The organism is Methylophaga sp. UBA3192 (assembly GCA_002363955.1).
In the GTDB taxonomy this organism is placed as follows: domain Bacteria; phylum Pseudomonadota; class Gammaproteobacteria; order Nitrosococcales; family Methylophagaceae; genus Methylophaga.
Map to the genome: position 1 here is coordinate 18,155 of DEXE01000006.1, position 17,035 is coordinate 35,189.

Genomic DNA, 17,035 nt, shown 5'->3' on the forward strand with positions numbered 1-17,035 from the left:
GATGCGCACGCGCAGCGGAGATATCGATCCCGGTTTGCTGACCTGGTTGCAGTGGCAGGAGGGTTGGACGCCCGAGGATACCGACAGGGTTCTCAATTGCGAATCCGGCTGGCGGGGTCTGTCCGGCGGAATCGATAACCCGCGGAATCACTGGGAAAGTTTAAACAAGCAGGTATAGAGGGTACCGGTACATATGGTGCAGGACTCTGCCGTTTCCTCAGCAGTAGAGGGATTGTTGTCATAGAAGTTAATCGTCCTGATCGCAGCAATCGCCGAAGGCAGGGAAAGTCAGATCCTTTAGATGCGGAGAATGCTGCAAGAGCTGTACATTCAGGAACGGCAACCGCGATACCAAAAAAGCAAAACGGAGCCTGTGAAGCCATTAGAATAATTTCTGTAGCACGGCGAAGCGCTGTCAAAGCCAAAACCCAAGCGATGAATCAGATACGAGGCATATTAGTCAGCGGCCCACAGGATATTCGAGAACAAGTCTGGAAAACTAAGCCCCATGATTGTGCAAGAGCTTGTATTGAAATGCTCTCTTCTGACAATTCAGATTTACTTGAATCGATGACATTAACCTTAAAGCTTCTGGCGCAAAGATGGCTTATGCTGACTGATGAGCTGGCGCTACTCGATAAAAGGCTGGATAAGCTAACCAATGAACATTGCCAGCAATTAAGAACAAGAATGGGGGTAGGTCCATATACAGCAGGGATCTTAGTGACAGTGGCTGGTGATAACCCTGAGCGCCTGCGTAACGAAGCGGCATTAGCCGCATTATGTGGCGTGAATCCGTTACCTGCATCATCAGGTAAAACTATCAGACATCGCTTAAATCGCGGTGGCAACCGTGAGGCAAATAATGCTTTATGGACTATAGCATTGGTAAGAGCGCGCAGCGATCCAAGAACTCGGCTTTATGTCGAGAGACGAACCGCTGAGGGGTTAACGACTAAAGAAATTTATCGGTGTTTAAAGCGTTATATAGTCCGTGAGTTATATCCGCTTATATTGAGTGATTTGAAGCGTATTAATTTCACAGGTTTGACATAGGAGCGTCAATGCGTGTGCGGAAAGCTTTTTCCACTCTCTTAAGGTTGAGCTGATTCAGGGCGAGCCGTTACAGGATGGAAAGCAAACACGCGAATTTGTTTTTGAATATATCGAAGTAGATTACAATCGGTACCGCCGCCACAGCGCAATTGGCTTTATTAGCCCTGAGCGGTTTGAAGCAAGAACTGTATGTTAGTTAACTGTCCGATGTTGGCGGTAGGGATCACATTACGCAGGGCTTTATCAGGGTTTGTCGGGGTTTTATATCGTTAAGTCATGCGTAGTGTAATAACAAAACGTGTAAGATTTTTATCTGAGGTGACGCTGATATCACCGTCATGTGCTTCGATAATCGCTTTAGTAATAGCTAGCCCTAAACCTGCACCATCACTGTGGCGTTGTCTTGATTGATCGGCGCGATAAAAACGTTCAAATAAATACGGCAAATGCTCGGCGGATATTGCTGGGCCGGGGTTTTCGACACTGATACAAAGCGTGTTAGCAGCATGCTGATAGCTGTTAACCACAATGCTGTGGCCAGAAGCGGTGTGTCGTATCGCATTTGATAACAAATTAGTTAAGGCATGCCTTAGTAAAGAGCGATCGGCATTAATGACGCTAGGCTGACCGGCAAAAGCAAGTTTGACTCCTGCTTCTTCTGCTAAAGCTTCAAAAAACTCGAATATGGCCGAGATTTCATCGGCAATATTTAAAGGCTGTTTGTTCGGGGTAATTAAACCATTTTTACTTTTGGCTAGCCACAGCATATCGCTAACCATCTTGCTAAGCCGTTCTTGCTCTTCTAAATTTGAAAATAACACGTTTTGGTATTCCTCAGCCGTTCGTTGCCGAGATAAACTGACTTGGGTTTGGGTAATAATATTGGTTAAAGGGGTGCGAATTTCGTGAGCAATGTCGGCACTAAAGTGCGATAACTTAGTAAAGCCATCCTCTAAGCGGTTTAGCATGTGGTTGAATGACTGCACCATATGCGTTAACTCAGAAGGTACTTCGTTGGCGTTTAATCTAATGTCGAGTTTGCTGGTTTGAATGTCGCGCATATTGTCACTTAGTCCTCTAAGTGGCGCTAAACCTTGATGCACCGCAATCCAAGCTGCTAATAAAGTAAGGAGGCAGGAACCGAGTAGAATCACCCAAAGACTTTGACCGAGTTGCTGCAAAAAGTGGATGTGAAAATCCATATCAATCGCTGTAATTAACCGGTAGTTATCGTTTGCAGTGGCTATGTTCAGAGCAATACCCCGATAGGCTTTATCTTGATATTGCCAGTGTTGGATATTTTCAATTTTAAATGTATCTATGGATTCATCAGTATCTGTAAGTTGGCTTAAATCAAAATTAGCATTGTTATAAATAATTTGCTGCTGAGAATTGTTTATTTGGTAATACACGCCATGATGTCCGGCAACAGCTTGCGATAATGATTGAGCTAAAGTTTTCGGATCTGTAGGTTCTTTAAGGAACACTTGCTGAACAGAGTGAACAATAACGCCAAGTTCATCGGCATCTTGTTCGATAAAATGGTGCTCTATAGAACTGATAAGCAGTTGCCTAACAACCAGTAAACAAACCGCAATAGTGACAACGACAGACAGTACCACTCTCAGGGTCAAGGACAGTGGCCGTTTAGTGTTATGCTTCATCCGCTTGCTCGTTTTCAAGTTTATAGCCCATGCCGCGCACGGTGTGGATTAATTTTGGCATAAAATCATCGTCTACTTTAGCCCGTAACCTTCTTATAGCGACATCAATAACATTGGTGTCGCTATCAAAGTTCATATCCCAAATCTGTGAGGCGATTAAAGATCGGGGTAAGACTTCACCGCTGCGGCGCATTAATAACTCTAATAAAGAAAACTCTTTATTACTCAAGGCAATTTTGACTCCGCTGCGCATGACTCTTCTTTTGGGGACGTCTAATTGTAAATCGGCCACCTGAAGTAAATCTGGGGTGGTTATGGTTTGGCCGCGGCGTATTAGGCTGCGTACCCGCGCCAACACTTCTGAGAAAGCAAAGGGTTTAATTAAGTAATCATCCGCGCCTAATTCTAAGCCTTTAACTCTGTCATCAACGCTATCACGGGCGGATAAAAACAATACTGGCGTAAGGTTATTGCTTTCGCGAATAGATTGTACTATCCGCCAGCCATTAACATCAGGCAACATCACATCCAGCACAATCAGATCAAATACTTCGGTCATTGCAAGGTGATGGCCGTCTAAGCCGTTTCTAACCAGTGAAACTTGAAAACCCGCTTCAGTGAGGCCTTGCTTTAAATAATCACCCGTTTTGATTTCGTCTTCAACAATCAGTAATCGCATAACCTTTCCTGTAAATAGGGGTAATTGATAGCTTGCAATACACAGGCTGCCAGCTAGATGACAACAAAATTACAACTTTGTCATGTCAGAGTCATGTTGCTGACAGTTATAAATAGCTAAGCTAGATGAAATAAATAAGTTCAGGGGTTATATAAATGAATGATAACAAGTTCAAGTTACCGGCTTCTATCTCGCGGCGCCGATTTGTCCAAGGGCTTGCCATCGGAGGCGTAATAGCTAGTTTCCCGCATGTTGTTCGCGCCGGTAGCTCTTTTAAAGACAATGCCGCGACAGGTTCAGCACCTGAATTAAGTGGCAAAGTTATCGAGCTAACTATTGCTGAGTCCTTAGTCAATTTTACCGGTGTAGTACGTACAGCAACCACCATTAATGGCTCTATTCCGTCACCAACGCTGCGCTTACGCGAAGGCGATGAGGTGACGATTAAAGTGACCAATACCTTATCTGTGCCTAGCTCTATTCACTGGCATGGCATTATTTTACCTTATCAAATGGATGGGGTACCAGGCTTAAGCTTTAAGGGCATTATGCCCGGTGAAACCTTTGTTTATAAGTTTACTTTGCAACAAAGCGGTACTTACTGGTATCACTCTCATAGTGGCTTCCAAGAAATGACTGGCATGTACGGTGCACTAATCATCGAGCCTAGAGAGCAAGATATCATCGTTGCTGATAGGGAGTATGTGGTACAGCTTTCAGACTGGACCGATGATGACCCGATGAAAGTATTTAGTAAACTAAAAGTGCAAGGTGATATCTACAATTATAATCAACCAACAGTACGAGATTTTTTCCGAGACCTGTCAGAAAAAGGGCTTAGTTCAGCATTATCAAAACGTAAAATGTGGCAAGAAATGCGCATGAGCCCGACAGACTTGGGAGATGTGTCAAGCGCTGCACTAACCTACTTATTTAACGGCAGCACACCGCTGGCCAATTGGCGAGGCCTGTTTAAAAAAGGCGAAAAAGTTCGCTTGCGCTTTATTAATGGCGCCAGCAATACCTTCTTCGATGTCCGTATCCCGGAACTGCAAATGACCGTAGTGCAGTCTGATGGCCAAAATGTCCATCCAGTAACTATTGATGAGTTCCGATTCGGCCCGGGTGAAACCTATGATGTACTGGTCACACCGCAATCTGATGCTTATACCATTTTCGCCCAGACCATAGAACGCACCGGTTATGCTCGAGGCACCCTAGCGGTAGCCGACAATATTAATGCACCCGTACCGGCAGTCGATCCAGTAGAGTGGTTAGCGATGGCCGACATGATGGGCAATATGTCCCATGGCGGTTCAATGACAGAGGGCGCTATGGATCATAGCCAACATGGCGCAGCTATGCCGATGGATTTAAGTCAGCATGCAGGGCCGGCCGCTGCTTATGCTAAAGCCAGCACGCAAGTGCGCCATGCCAGTACTGAATATGGCCCTTCGGTTGATATGCGGGTAGATACGCCAAGAACTAACTTGGACGATCCGGGCATTGGTTTACGCAATAATGGCCGAAAAGTGCTGACGTTATCCGATTTACACTCACTAGAAGGTGTTATTGAACCACAGCGTCCTGAAGCTGAAATTGAATTGCACCTAACTGGCAATATGGAACGCTATAGCTGGTCAATTGATGGTTTAGAGTTTGGCCAAAGTACACCTGTGCATATGAAGTTACATCAGTGCGTTAGGGTGATTTTACATAATGACACCATGATGACTCACCCTATGCATTTGCATGGAATGTGGAGTGATTTAGAAAGTGAAAGTGGTGAAGTCCAAGTCAGACGCCATACTATTCCGGTGCAACCTGCTCAGCGAATTAGTTTTTTAACAACGCCGCATGATGTAGGACGGTGGGCCTGGCATTGTCATCTGTTATTTCATATGGATGCAGGTATGTTTAGAGAAGTGGTGGTGTCATGAAAATAACAAAATTAGTCAGTAGCGCGCCGGTGATTGCGTTAACAGCGAGTTTATTGCTAGTAAATGCTGGGGTGATGGCAGACAGCCAAATGGACCATAGCGAAATGGATCATAGCAAGATGAAGCATGGTGATAAGGCGATGGACCACAGCGCAATGGATCATAGCAAGATGAAGCATGGTGATACGGCAATAGACCACAGCGAAATGGATCATAGCAAGATGAACCATGACGATAAGGCGATGGACCACAGCCAGATGGATCATAGCAAGATGAACCATGACGATAAGGCGATGGACCACAGCCAGATGGACCATAGCAAGATGAACCATGGCGATAAAGCGATGAGCCACAGCGAAATGGACCATAGCAAGATGAACCATGGCGATAAGGCGATGGACCACAGCCAAATGAACCATGGCGATATGGCAATGGACCACAGTCAAATGGACCATGGCGATATGGCAATGGATCATAGCCAAATGGATCATGGCGATATGAAAATGCAGGGCGGAAAAGCGCCTGCAGATGCCCGAGATCCTCATGCTTATTCTGGCGGTTTTACCTTAGCCGACGGGCCTTATGCTATAGGCGGCGGTCGCCAGTTAAAACTGGCAGATGAACACCGTTTTTACGCAATTAAAGCAGATAAGTTGGAGCACCAGTTTGCTACGGATAGCTTAGCATTTGACTTACAAGGCTGGTATGGCACTACTTTTAATCGACTAGCAATAAAGCTGGAAGGTGAGGTAAGCGATGGTAAGTTAGAGGAAAGCCAAACCGATTTGCTATGGAGCCGTGCGGTTTATACGTTTTGGGATGCCCAGCTCGGAGCCCGGGTTGATACCTACACGGAAGGGGAGAGTCGGCAGTGGTTGGCATTGGGTGTCCAAGGCTTAGCGCCGTATTGGTTTGAGGTCGATGTAACTGCCTATTTAGGCAACTCTGGGCGGACAGCCATAGCAGCAGAAGCTGAATATGAATTGCTATTCACGCAACGTTTAATCTTACAAAGCACAGTGGGATTAACTGCTTATGGTAAAGACGATGCCATTAATGGTATCGGAAAAGGCTTAGCGTCTTTAAATGCTGGAATGCGTTTACGTTATGAGTTCTCACGCCAGTTTGCGCCTTATATCGGTGTTGAGTGGATGGCTAAGTATGGCAATAGCGCTGACTTTGCCCGAGCGAATAATGAAGCGACTAATACTACGAGTGCGGTCGCGGGTGTGCAGTTCTGGTTTTAATAATTAAGGTGATAAAAATGAAAATATTAAAAACATTAAAAATAGTGAGTGCTATAGCTGTTTTATTAATGGCGACTACGGTGTCTGCACATGTTGATTTAACTGAGACAGTACCAGCAGATGAGGCGATGTTAATGCAAAGCCCTGCAACGTTAAAGCTGACATTCAGTGCCCCAGTACGGATGATGAAATTAAGCTTAATTGATGCAGAGAAAAAAGCGGTTAAATTTGGTTTTGCGGCTTCAGCTACAGCCGCCTCAGAATTTGAGTGGCCACTGCCAACCCTTAAAGAGGGCGAGTATCAGGTGAGTTGGATTGTTATGGGCCAAGATGGCCATAAAATGACCGGTGATTATAGTTTTATGCTCCATGGCGATATGAAGATGGAAGCAAAACAGCCATCTAGTCACAACTCACATTCTCATTAGCATTAGCATTAGCATTAGCATTAGCATTAGCATTAGCATTAGTAGAAGGTAACTTAGAGATGGTTGGCAATTGGGAGTTAATGCTATTACTAACAAAGTTTGCCACTTATGCTGCAGTCAGCAGTTGTGTCGGCAGCATATTAATGCAAACTTTACGATCAAAGCAATTAAGGACTACTGATACTAAGCTGGAGGCTTTTGATGTTTGGCTTAGCCGTTGGTTTTTAAAATGGGCGGGCTTAGGCCTAGTAATATCACTGTTACAATTGCCAATTCAAGCCGGTGCTATGGCTGAAAATGGCTTAGCAGGCATGTTTGACCCCTTAATGCTTAGTATCATGTGGCAATCAGCAGTGGGTAGCCAAGTCAGTTTCATTGTTGTCGGTTTTACGCTGTTGTTACTTAGTGAGTGGGGGATAAACAAGCTGGCAAGGTTTAAAACCATACTAAGAATAGTCACAGTGACTGGCTTTATTCTGCTAGCAATTAGCTTTACTTTTACGGGCCATACGGTAGAGCTCAATACGGTGTTTAAAGGCTTGTTAATGTTGCATATACTTGCCATGGCAGCTTGGGCTGGTTCTTTGTGGCCCTTACATCAAAGTTGTAAAGCGTTGCCAGCTGATAGTTTAGTGACATTAATGGAAAACTTTGGCAAGGTAGCGGTGTTTTTTGTATCCATATTAATCGCTTGTGGTGTGCTATTACTACTGCAGCTTGTAGAGCCTATTGGCAATTTATTCACTACCAATTATGGTCAGTTATTGATGTTAAAGCTGATATTTGTCAGTGGTATGTTGCTGTTAGCAGCTTGGCATAAACTTAAACTTGTTGCTGAGTTGGCGCAGCATAAAAATGCCCAACCGCTGCGGCTGTCAATTTTAATTGAAACGCTATTGGTGGTCTCAGTATTAGTGACGACTAGCGTGTTTACGACACTTGTTGGGCCACAAAGTTAATCTTAGCTTTATTTGTTATTAAGACTTATTTTTTTTATGAGAACCCTGTGCCAAAAATTACAACTTTAACTGCCTTATTTGCAGCAGTATTTTTGCTAACAGCATGCTCTGAACCCGCTGTAACTAATAATGATCCGAAAGTTACGGCAGAGCCTGTGGTGAGCCAACAACAGAGCGAGCCTTTATTAACTGTTTATAAAACAAGTAGCTGTGGCTGTTGTAAAAAATGGATATCGCATATAGAGCAAAATGGCATAACAGCTATCGCAAAAGACTATGATGATTTAAGCTTTATTAAAAATCGTTATGGCATTCAGCCCAATCATATCTCATGCCATACTGCAGTATCTGAGAATGGCTATGTATTTGAGGGCCATATTCCAGCAAAATATATCCTTATGTTTTTAGCCGAACCAGTGGCCAATGCTATTGGCCTTACGGTACCAGCCATGCCATTAGGTTCACCAGGTATGGAAGTGGGCGACCGTTTTATGCCGTATGAGATATTGGTATTCCTTAAAGATGGTACTAGCAAGGTTTACGCTAAAGTAGATGGTTATGATATGCAGTTTTAACAGCAACTAGTAACAAGAACTGACTTACCCGCGCTGGTAAGTCAGTTCTTCTGTAATTGACTAAACTAGCAATATTTTACATGTTCTTAATGTCTAGAACCTCGCCGACAAAAAAGGTGCGGTTCGGCTGGTTGTAGATTTTGCGACTTCTGCTGGTACGCCCTGAGCGACAATCAATCCGCCTTCATCGCCTGCACCAGGGCCTATATCAATAACCCAATCGCTATTGCTCGCGACCTGCATATCATGTTCAACCATAATAACAGTATTGCCTGCGTCAACCAGCCTATTTAATTGCAGCATCAACATCTGGCTCGTCTACTTGGTCGATTAATCTACGCGCATAAGGCGACACTGAATCTAAGTAGCGACGTTGTGATTCTGCAAACAAAGTACCAAAGGCAAGAGAAGACTTTCCAGAGCCAGAGATACCAGTAAAAACCACCAGTGCGTTGCGAGGTAAGTCGACATCGATGTTTTTTAAATTGTGAACTCGCGCACCGCGCACTTGAATACAGTTTTCTGGATCACTATCAACTTTTTTAGCTTTGTTTCCAGTGCTTGTGAAGTCTTTTCTCGTTATGGCCATAAACTGTTTATCCTGTTGTATTGCGCTGCGTCCTTTTACAACGGGTTGGTCAAGATTACAAAATCGTAATCATAAATTTCATAAAGTTGTGTATGATTGGATTTATGGATGATCTGTTTAGAAAGCTTTGATGCCATGTGGCGCTTGAAACTTGGATTATGGTGTGCAGGTCATTTTGTTATTAATTTAGACAATAAAGTATTATTGAAAAAATGCGCATAGTAAGTCTATTACTGCTTTGTTTTTCGTTGGCTTTCGCCAATGTTAGTTATGCGCAGAACCATGAAAAAAATTGCCCTATGGAGCAAGACGGCAGCATGAGTAATATGGATCATGCCAATATGCCAGACTGCTGTAATGATGCCGAGACTGCCGCTAAAACAGGTAAATCCTGTAAAGCAGATCAAGATTGCAGCATCTCTAATGTGGTTAACCTTTTTTCTGTTCCATCATGGAACTTCGTTTTCACTGATAGGCGTTTGGCACGAGCGGGTATACCGTTTGTGCCTACCTTGGCGCCTACTGACCTTTGGCGTCCGCCAACCTTAAGCTGATCCCATTTTTCCGTAGCGTTTCAAGCTGCGACTTATCTCCATGCTTGAAACATTTGCGTTGCATTTGCTGCAACGCCTCTGAACTCATCGGATCCAGCTTATGTCAAACTTATTTACCAGAGCCGTTGTGCTCAAAAGTTATTCGCCACCAATCTGGCGAATTCACTGGCTAAGCTTTATTGCATTATTGACTGCCAGTTTTGCAACTGCCGTCATGGCGCAACCACAAGTTTCATCTGAGCCACTAAGCCTTGAGAATGCATTGCAACTTGCTGAGCATCGCTCTCAGGCCTTGTTAGCGCAAGATGCTGCAGCGCAAGCCTCCCAAGAGCTGGCCATTGAAGCCGGTCAACTTCCCGATCCCATGCTGGAGTTATCTGTAAATAACCTGCCAGTCAATGGTCCCATGCCTTATAGCCTTACGGAAGATTTTATGACCTCTCGCAATATTGGCATTTCTCAGACATATACCCGTGAAGCCAAGCGCCATGCCCGTGCCAACGTGTTTGAACGTAAAGCAGATAAGGCGCAGATAACTAAAAAACTGACACTTACTGAAATTCGCCAAAACACTGCATTGGCCTGGTTTGATGTTTATTACCAGCAGCAAATGTTGGAACTATTAACACGCCAGCAGCAAGAGGCAAGCTTACAAGTTCAGGCTGCTGAAGCTGCCTATCGTGGTAGCACCGGTCCACAATCCGATATTTTTCTAGCCAGATCGACTGTCGCAGAAATCCAGGATCGTATTTATCAAGCTCAAGCGCGCCTTGATAATGCCAAAACAACGCTATCGCGTTGGGTCGGGGATATTAACAATATCTCTTTACACGCTGCGCCTGACATTACTCAGTCTTCGCTCGACACACAGCATTTATATCATCAGGTAACTGAACATCCAGATATTGCTGTAATGAGGGCTGAGGAGGCGGTTGCAATGGCTGAAGCTAAGGCCGCACGTCAAGAGAAGCAAGCTGATTGGACTTGGTCAGTAATGTATGGCGAACGAAGTTCAGGTTTTTCGGACATGATTTCGATTGGTGTCAGCGTGCCGCTGCAATGGAATCAGGAGAACCGCCAGGATCGGGTGGTAGCCGCCAAATTGGCCCAAGCGGACCAGGTGCGAGCTGAACGTGAGGAAATGACCCGGGAACATATCGCTGAGACAGCGCGCTGGCTTGATACCTGGAAAAGTAATTTAGTCCGGCTCAGTGACTATGAAGCCGCTTTGATTCCCCTTGCCAGCCAGCGCACTAATGCGGCACTCGCCGAATATCGTGGCGGGAAAGGCAAGTTAGTGGCAGTGCTTGATGCCCGAAAAATGGAAATTGCTACGCGTATAGAAAAACTGCGGATCGAAATGGAAACCGCAGCGCTTTGGGCCACATTGGAATATCTGATATTGCCCGATAGTGCCGTCATTCCTTCATCCCGCACCATGGAGTTCAACTAATGAATCGCAAATACATTTTTTTATTTTTAGTCATGGCTCTGATGACGCTTATTGCTGGTTATGCTGCTTATCAATGGGGAATGCAGCAAGGGATGGACATGTCTTCATCGAGTTCAGAGAGCATGGCGGGTAATGCCAAGACCACTGAAGATCCTTCAAGTTGGGGGATTGCCGAAGGCGAAAAAGCGACCCGCCGTCATATCGACGCTGGAATTAAAGCCGGTGATATTGATCCGGTCACGGGTCAAAAGATTCTTTTTTACCAAGATCCGATGGTCCCCGGCAATAAATTCGAGACGCCCGGTAAATCACCTTATATGGATATGATGCTGGTGCCAGTTTATAAGGGTAGCGCTGGTGGTGAGAGTGCAACCGATGAGCCCGGCGTTAGCATTAACTCCCGCCTACAACAAAATATTGGCATACGGACGGCTTTGGTAACCAAACAGGACATAGCGACACAGGTGACGGCGGTAGGTGCTATTGCATGGAACGAGCGCGAGGAAGTGAATGTTCAAGCCCGTGCGCTGGGTTATGTGGAAAAGCTTTACGTAAAGGCCACCCTGGAGCAGGTCAATAAAGACCAGCCGCTTTTGGCTATCTACGTACCTGACTGGGTGGCCGTACAAGAAGAATTTCTGGCTCTTAACAATATGCAAGGTGAAGGATTAGATGAACTGATAGCAGCCTCAATTGCCCGCATGCGCCAAGTGGGGATGAGCGAAGCACAAATCCGTCAGGTAAAAAGCACCGGCAGACTTCAAACGCAGCTGATTATTACCGCCCCCATTGATGGCGTCATCACAGAATTAGTTGCCCGCGAAGGCATGACCATATCAACCGGTTCCACATTGATGCGTATTAATGGATTAGACCCCGTCTGGGCGAATGCTGAGGTACCGGAGAGTCAGATTGCATTACTCAATCCTGGTGATCCCATCACCGCCAGCAGCCCGGCTTTTCCCGGCAAACAATTTAAAGGTCAAATACAAAGATTATTACCGGAAGTGAACCCTATAACACGCACCCTTAAAGCGCGTGTGGTGTTGGACAATCCACAGGGTGAATTGGCGCCGGGTATGTTCGTCAATATGCAGTTGGCAGGCAAACAAATTAACGATGCGCTGATGGTGCCAACCGAAGCGCTTATCCGAACGGGCAAACGCACCTTAATCATGCTGGCACTCGATAACGGCAGTTTTCGCCCGGTTGAAGTCATAACCGGACGCGTAACTGATGATAAAACCCAAATCCAGCAAGGACTGCAGGAAGGTGAACGGGTTGTGGTATCAGGTCAGTTTTTGGTGGATTCAGAAGCCAGCCTGAGAGGTGTTGAAGCCCGACTAAGTGACGATAACACGTCGAAAGCCGATGACCATTCAATGTCTGAGATGACAATGGAGACTCATCAGACCGAGGCACAAATCGAAGCCATAAACGGGCAGATATTGACTTTGACCCATCCAGATATTCCCACCCTGGAGTGGCCGGGTATGACCATGGACTTTGAACTTTCGTCATCACTCAATCCAGATGAACTGACGGTGGGTGAGCAAATTGAAATTGCCTTTCGTTTAGAAAAAGGCGCGGCGCCATTGATTGTTGAGTTTCAACCGCTCTCAAAAGCTCCTGAAATGGCAATGGAGAGTCATGAGACGCAGGCTAAAATCGAAGCTATAGACAGGCAGATTTTGACGCTGACCCATCCAGATATTCCCAGCTTAAATTGGCCGGGCATGACCATGGACTTTGAACTGTCATCCTCGCTGGATCCTGATGGGCTAACAGTGGGCGAGCAAATAGCAATTGAGTTTCGCTTAGAAAAAGGCTCGGCACCTAAAATTATCGACCTGCAGCCTTTGTCAGCCGAGACTGAAATGGAAGGTGCAAAATGATTGCTAGACTCATACGTTGGTCGATCGACAACCGTTTTCTGGTGTTATTGGCGACGCTGATGATGCTTGCCTGGAGCTTGGTATCTTTATCACGCACGCCGCTGGATGCGCTGCCTGATCTCTCGGATGTTCAGGTGATAATTAAAACGAGCTGGCCGGGACAAGCACCACAATTGGTCGAGGATCAGGTGACTTATCCATTAACCACGACCATGTTATCGGTGCCCGGTGCCAAAGTGGTTCGTGGTTTATCATTCTTCGGCGATAGCTATGTCTATGTCTTGTTCGAAGAGGGTACCGATCTGTATTGGGCCCGCAGTCGGGTGCTGGAATACCTTAATCAGGCGCAGTCAAGGCTGCCGGATACGGCAAGTTCCTCAATCGGTCCGGATGCCACCGGTGTGGGTTGGATCTATCAGTATGCTTTGGTAGATAAATCCGGTACTCAGGATATTTCGCAGCTGCGCGCTTTGCAGGATTGGTTTCTTAAATTCGAACTGAAAACCGTCGCCAATGTAGCAGAGGTCGCAACTGTCGGCGGCATGGTCAAGCAATACCAGGTGGTTGTCGATCCCGACAAATTAGCCACTTATCGCATACCGCTTTCCCGTGTTATTGAGGCTATAAATAATGGTAATCAAGAGTCCGGCGGTGCGGTGCTGGAAATGGGTGAAGCGGAATATATGGTTCGCGCCTCGGGCTACTTGCAAAGCTTGGAAGATTTTCAATCCATTCCCTTACTAACCACTGATGCTGGTATATCAGTGACATTGGGCGATGTCGCGCATATTCAAATCGGCCCTGAAATTAGGCGGGCTATCAGCGAGCTAAACGGAGTCGGTGAAGCTGTGGGGGGCATCATCGTGATGCGTTCTGGCAAAAACGCCCTGACCACCATTGCTGCTGTGAAAGACAAATTGAAAACGCTGCAAAAGAGTTTGCCCGAGGGTGTTGAGATTGTGACGGTTTATGATCGCTCTGGGCTAATAGAACGCGCTGTCGATAATCTCACTGAAAAGCTTATTGAAGAATTTATTGTTGTGGCATTAGTGTGCCTTATTTTCCTGTTCCATCTTCGTTCAGCCTTGGTGGCTATTGTTTCACTGCCGCTGGGGATCTTGATGGCTTTTATTGTGATGCACTGGCAGGGGATCAACGCTAATATCATGTCGCTGGGCGGTATTGCCATCGCTGTCGGTGCCATGGTCGATGCAGCGGTGGTGATGGTTGAAAATGCTCATAAACATTTAGAACGCTGGTATGAAAAACATCCCGGATCAAAGCTTGAGGGCGACAGCCGCTGGAAGGTGATAGGTGATTCTGCCGTCGAGGTGGGCCCCGCGCTGTTTTTCTCGTTGTTGATTATTACGCTGTCTTTTATCCCAATTTTCACCTTGGAAGCTCAGGAAGGCCGACTATTCTCTCCATTAGCATTTACCAAGACTTATGCGATGGCCGCAGCAGCAGGCCTTGCTGTAACGCTTATTCCGGTACTCATGGGCTACCTTATTCGGGGCAAAATTCCAGCAGAAAACGCTAATCCGTTGAACCGGGTTTTAATTGCTTTGTATCGACCAATATTGGCAGGCGTACTGAAGTTTCCAAAGATGACCTTAGTGGTCGCTAGCGTATTATTACTGACAAGTTTATGGCCTTTACAACATATCGGCAGTGAGTTTATGCCACCGTTGGATGAAGGGGATCTGCTTTACATGCCCAGTGCTTTACCCAGTCTTTCGGCCGGTAAAGTAGCCGAATTGTTACAGCAGACTAATCGAATGATCAAAAGCGTGCCGGAGGTAAAAACCGTCTATGGCAAAGCCGGACGTGCGGATACGGCAACTGATCCTGCGCCACTGGTTATGTTTGAAACTACCATTCAGTTCAAACCCCGTGAAGAGTGGCGGCCGGGTATGACCAAAGAAAAATTGATCGCCGAATTAGATCGGACAGTGAAGGTGCCTGGCCTGACCAATATCTGGGTACCACCGATTCGTAACAGACTTGATATGCTGGCTACCGGTATCAAGAGTCCTGTGGGCGTAAAAGTTTTGGGGGAAGACTTAAACGTTATTGATGGCATTGCTGGCGACATTGAAAAAGTCCTCAAAGATGTACCTGGGGTCACCAGTGTTTTTGCTGAGCGCCTCACCGGTGGTCGTTACGTCGATGTTGATATTAAACGTGATGCCGCGGCGCGTTATGGCCTTAATATTAATGATGTGCAGTTGATTATCAGTTCGGCTGTGGGAGGCATGAATATTGGCGAAACGGTGGAGGGATTGCAGCGCTTTCCCATTAATGTTCGCTACCCCCGGGAGATCCGGGATTCACTAGCCTCGTTACGGACCTTGCCTATCGTGACTATTAGCGGCCAGCAGTTGATACTGTCAGATGTTGCGAACATTAGCATCAGTGACGGTCCACCCATGGTGCGCAGTGAAAACTCGCGGTTAGCGGGGTTTGTGTATGTCGATATTCGGGATCGGGATTTGGGTTCGGCGGTAGCTGATATGCAACAAACCGTCGCCGAGAATGTTGATTTGCCGACCGGTTATTCAGTTACCTGGTCGGGGCAATTTGAATATCTTGAACGTGCCACTGCCAAGCTGAAACTAGTGGTGCCTTTCACTTTGCTTATCATCTTTGTTTTGTTCTACCTCACGTTTAAGAATTTCGGTGAAGCATTGCTGCTGATGGTGACCTTGCCGTTTTCTTTAGTGGGCGGCATCTGGCTGCTCTATCTGTTGGGACATAACTTATCGGTGGCAAGTGTCGTCGGCTTTATTGCGCTAGCCGGGGTGGCAGCCGAATTTGGCGTCATTATGCTGCTGTATCTTAAGCAAGCCTGGCAAAAACGGCTGGATCAACATAAAGGAACGGAAGCTGATCTGCTTGATGCCATCGGTGAAGGCGCCGTGCTCAGGGTTAGACCCAAGGCCATGACCGCGACCGTTATCCTTGCAGGCCTGCTACCCATTATGTTTGGCAGCGGCACTGGTAGTGAGGTGATGCAGCGCATTGCTGCGCCAATGGTTGGCGGCATGGTGACGGCACCGCTGCTGTCGATGCTGGTGATCCCAGTAATTTATCTAATGATTCGTAGACCGCGTGCACAGCGGCAGACGAAAAACCAACCAATTCAATCACAAGCAAATAACGAGTGATGAATCACGCCGGGTCATTTAGCGTTTCTTGATCCGGATATTTTTTAACGCAGTGGAGAAAATTAAAATGAAAAAATTATTAGTAAGTTCTTTGACGATCATTCTGTCCTTTTCGGCAACCTCGATACTAGCGGAGCAGAGAATGAATCATGACGATATGAAGAACATGGCTCCAAAAGCGGAGACATCGGATCAACAGATCACCCATTCAGCTAAAGGCACCGTCACTAAAGTCGATGCCAGCTCAAAAAAAGTAACTTTGGCTCATGAACCGGTTGAAAGCCTCAGCTGGCCTGCCATGACCATGGGATTTATGGTCCAGGATGAGCAATTACTTAATAATCTTAATGTGGGCGATACGGTTGATTTTGAGTTTATGAAAGCAGAACAAGGTTATGTCATTACTGAAGTCAAGTAACTGACAATATGCAAACAGTTTGGAATGAGCGATTAAAAATAATTGTCTAAAAATAGGAAAACTGGGTCTTGCACCCTTTACTTGAGGTAAACAACCATGAAAACACAGTTTAAATCTTGGGCTGGAATGCTCTTAGCTACTTTATTGACGACGTCTTACAGTATTGTCAATGCTGACACTCAACGCAACTCGTCGACAAATTCTGACAAAGTAATTATTCAACCTGCCGAGGCAAAACATAAGCATCCGTATGGTCCACCCGGGAAAGGTCCCCGCCGTTACATGGAACACAAAACTGAAAAGGGCCAACAATCAAAATCTGAAGCCAAAGCCAAGAGTACTCGGCGTGGCCCACCAGGAAAAACACCTTATAGAGCACGCCGAGCGGTTGAGTAAGTGCCGTAATATTAC

15 protein-coding genes and 2 pseudogenes are annotated in these 17,035 nt (G+C 46.0%); 13 read left to right on the top strand and 4 right to left on the bottom strand.

Annotated features, from left to right (window positions below; translation table 11 throughout):
• The first annotated feature begins 1 nt into the window (after position 1).
• The 3 genes and pseudogenes from B2337_RS14445 to B2337_RS07165 all read left to right on the top strand — a co-directional run.
• Positions 2-178 carry a hypothetical protein gene (locus B2337_RS14445; protein ID WP_363104816.1) on the top strand — a complete coding sequence of 59 codons (177 nt, stop codon included), beginning with the start codon at positions 2-4 and terminating at the stop codon, positions 176-178.
• A complete protein-coding gene (locus B2337_RS07160) occupies positions 175-1,056 on the top strand; it encodes an IS110 family transposase (RefSeq protein WP_292360235.1) in 882 nt (293 codons plus the stop codon). Before B2337_RS14445 ends, B2337_RS07160 begins: the two co-directional genes overlap by 4 nt.
• A gap of 7 nt (positions 1,057-1,063) precedes the next feature.
• Positions 1,064-1,252 (top strand): annotated as a pseudogene (locus B2337_RS07165) (IS3 family transposase); the annotation flags it as partial.
• Positions 1,253-1,325: 73 nt separating this feature from the next.
• On the opposite strand, the gene B2337_RS07170 reads toward B2337_RS07165, so the two are convergent.
• Together B2337_RS07170 and B2337_RS07175 are read right to left on the bottom strand one after the other, a co-directional pair.
• Positions 1,326-2,720 carry a heavy metal sensor histidine kinase gene (locus tag B2337_RS07170; protein ID WP_136554434.1) on the bottom strand — a complete coding sequence of 465 codons (1,395 nt, stop codon included), beginning with the start codon at positions 2,718-2,720 and terminating at the stop codon, positions 1,326-1,328.
• Positions 2,710-3,399 carry a heavy metal response regulator transcription factor gene (locus B2337_RS07175; RefSeq protein ID WP_111570589.1) on the bottom strand — a complete coding sequence of 230 codons (690 nt, stop codon included), beginning with the start codon at positions 3,397-3,399 and terminating at the stop codon, positions 2,710-2,712. Before B2337_RS07175 ends, B2337_RS07170 begins: the two co-directional genes overlap by 11 nt.
• 155 nt (positions 3,400-3,554) lie before the next feature.
• Between B2337_RS07175 and B2337_RS07180 the strand changes: the two genes are divergently transcribed.
• From B2337_RS07180 to B2337_RS07200, 5 genes are read left to right on the top strand one after another with little or no spacing between them, the layout of a single operon-like run.
• Positions 3,555-5,339 (top strand): copper resistance system multicopper oxidase, encoded by a 1,785-nt coding sequence (locus B2337_RS07180; RefSeq protein WP_136554432.1) that lies wholly within the window; start codon positions 3,555-3,557, stop codon positions 5,337-5,339.
• Positions 5,336-6,586, top strand: a complete 1,251-nt coding sequence (locus B2337_RS07185; RefSeq protein WP_292360135.1) for a copper resistance protein B — start codon at positions 5,336-5,338, stop codon at positions 6,584-6,586. Before B2337_RS07180 ends, B2337_RS07185 begins: the two co-directional genes overlap by 4 nt.
• A 17-nt stretch (positions 6,587-6,603) precedes the next feature.
• Positions 6,604-7,014, top strand: a complete 411-nt coding sequence (locus tag B2337_RS07190; RefSeq protein WP_247870132.1) for a copper resistance CopC family protein — start codon at positions 6,604-6,606, stop codon at positions 7,012-7,014.
• Positions 7,015-7,073: 59 nt separating this feature from the next.
• Positions 7,074-7,973 (top strand): copper resistance D family protein, encoded by a 900-nt coding sequence (locus B2337_RS07195; protein WP_136555639.1) that lies wholly within the window; start codon positions 7,074-7,076, stop codon positions 7,971-7,973.
• 47 nt (positions 7,974-8,020) lie between these two features.
• A complete protein-coding gene (locus tag B2337_RS07200) occupies positions 8,021-8,548 on the top strand; it encodes a DUF411 domain-containing protein (RefSeq protein WP_247870131.1) in 528 nt (175 codons plus the stop codon).
• A 93-nt stretch (positions 8,549-8,641) separates the two neighbouring features.
• Here the strand turns inward: B2337_RS07200 and B2337_RS07205 are convergent, their stop codons facing one another.
• Positions 8,642-8,806, bottom strand: coding sequence for a hypothetical protein (locus B2337_RS07205; RefSeq protein WP_168800225.1), 165 nt, complete (start codon positions 8,804-8,806; stop codon positions 8,642-8,644).
• Between the two features lie 40 nt (positions 8,807-8,846).
• Positions 8,847-9,062: pseudogene (locus B2337_RS07210) on the bottom strand (hypothetical protein); the annotation flags it as partial.
• Positions 9,063-9,791: 729 nt separating this feature from the next.
• Here B2337_RS07210 and B2337_RS07215 point away from each other — a divergent pair.
• The 5 genes from B2337_RS07215 to B2337_RS07235 all read left to right on the top strand — a co-directional run bounded on the left by B2337_RS07215 (position 9,792) and on the right by B2337_RS07235 (position 17,020).
• Positions 9,792-11,144, top strand: coding sequence for a TolC family protein (locus B2337_RS07215; protein WP_292413063.1), 1,353 nt, complete (start codon positions 9,792-9,794; stop codon positions 11,142-11,144).
• Positions 11,144-13,039 carry an efflux RND transporter periplasmic adaptor subunit gene (locus B2337_RS07220; protein ID WP_136555631.1) on the top strand — a complete coding sequence of 632 codons (1,896 nt, stop codon included), beginning with the start codon at positions 11,144-11,146 and terminating at the stop codon, positions 13,037-13,039. The genes B2337_RS07215 and B2337_RS07220 overlap by 1 nt, the downstream gene beginning before the upstream one ends.
• On the top strand, positions 13,036-16,206 hold the full coding sequence (locus B2337_RS07225) for an efflux RND transporter permease subunit (protein WP_292360129.1): 3,171 nt from the start codon (positions 13,036-13,038) through the stop codon (positions 16,204-16,206). Before B2337_RS07220 ends, B2337_RS07225 begins: the two co-directional genes overlap by 4 nt.
• A 67-nt stretch (positions 16,207-16,273) precedes the next feature.
• Entirely contained in the window at positions 16,274-16,624 is a 351-nt protein-coding gene (locus B2337_RS07230) for a copper-binding protein (protein WP_136555629.1), read from the top strand.
• A gap of 96 nt (positions 16,625-16,720) precedes the next feature.
• Positions 16,721-17,020 carry a hypothetical protein gene (locus B2337_RS07235; RefSeq protein ID WP_136555626.1) on the top strand — a complete coding sequence of 100 codons (300 nt, stop codon included), beginning with the start codon at positions 16,721-16,723 and terminating at the stop codon, positions 17,018-17,020.
• The last annotated feature ends 15 nt before the right edge of the window (positions 17,021-17,035 follow it).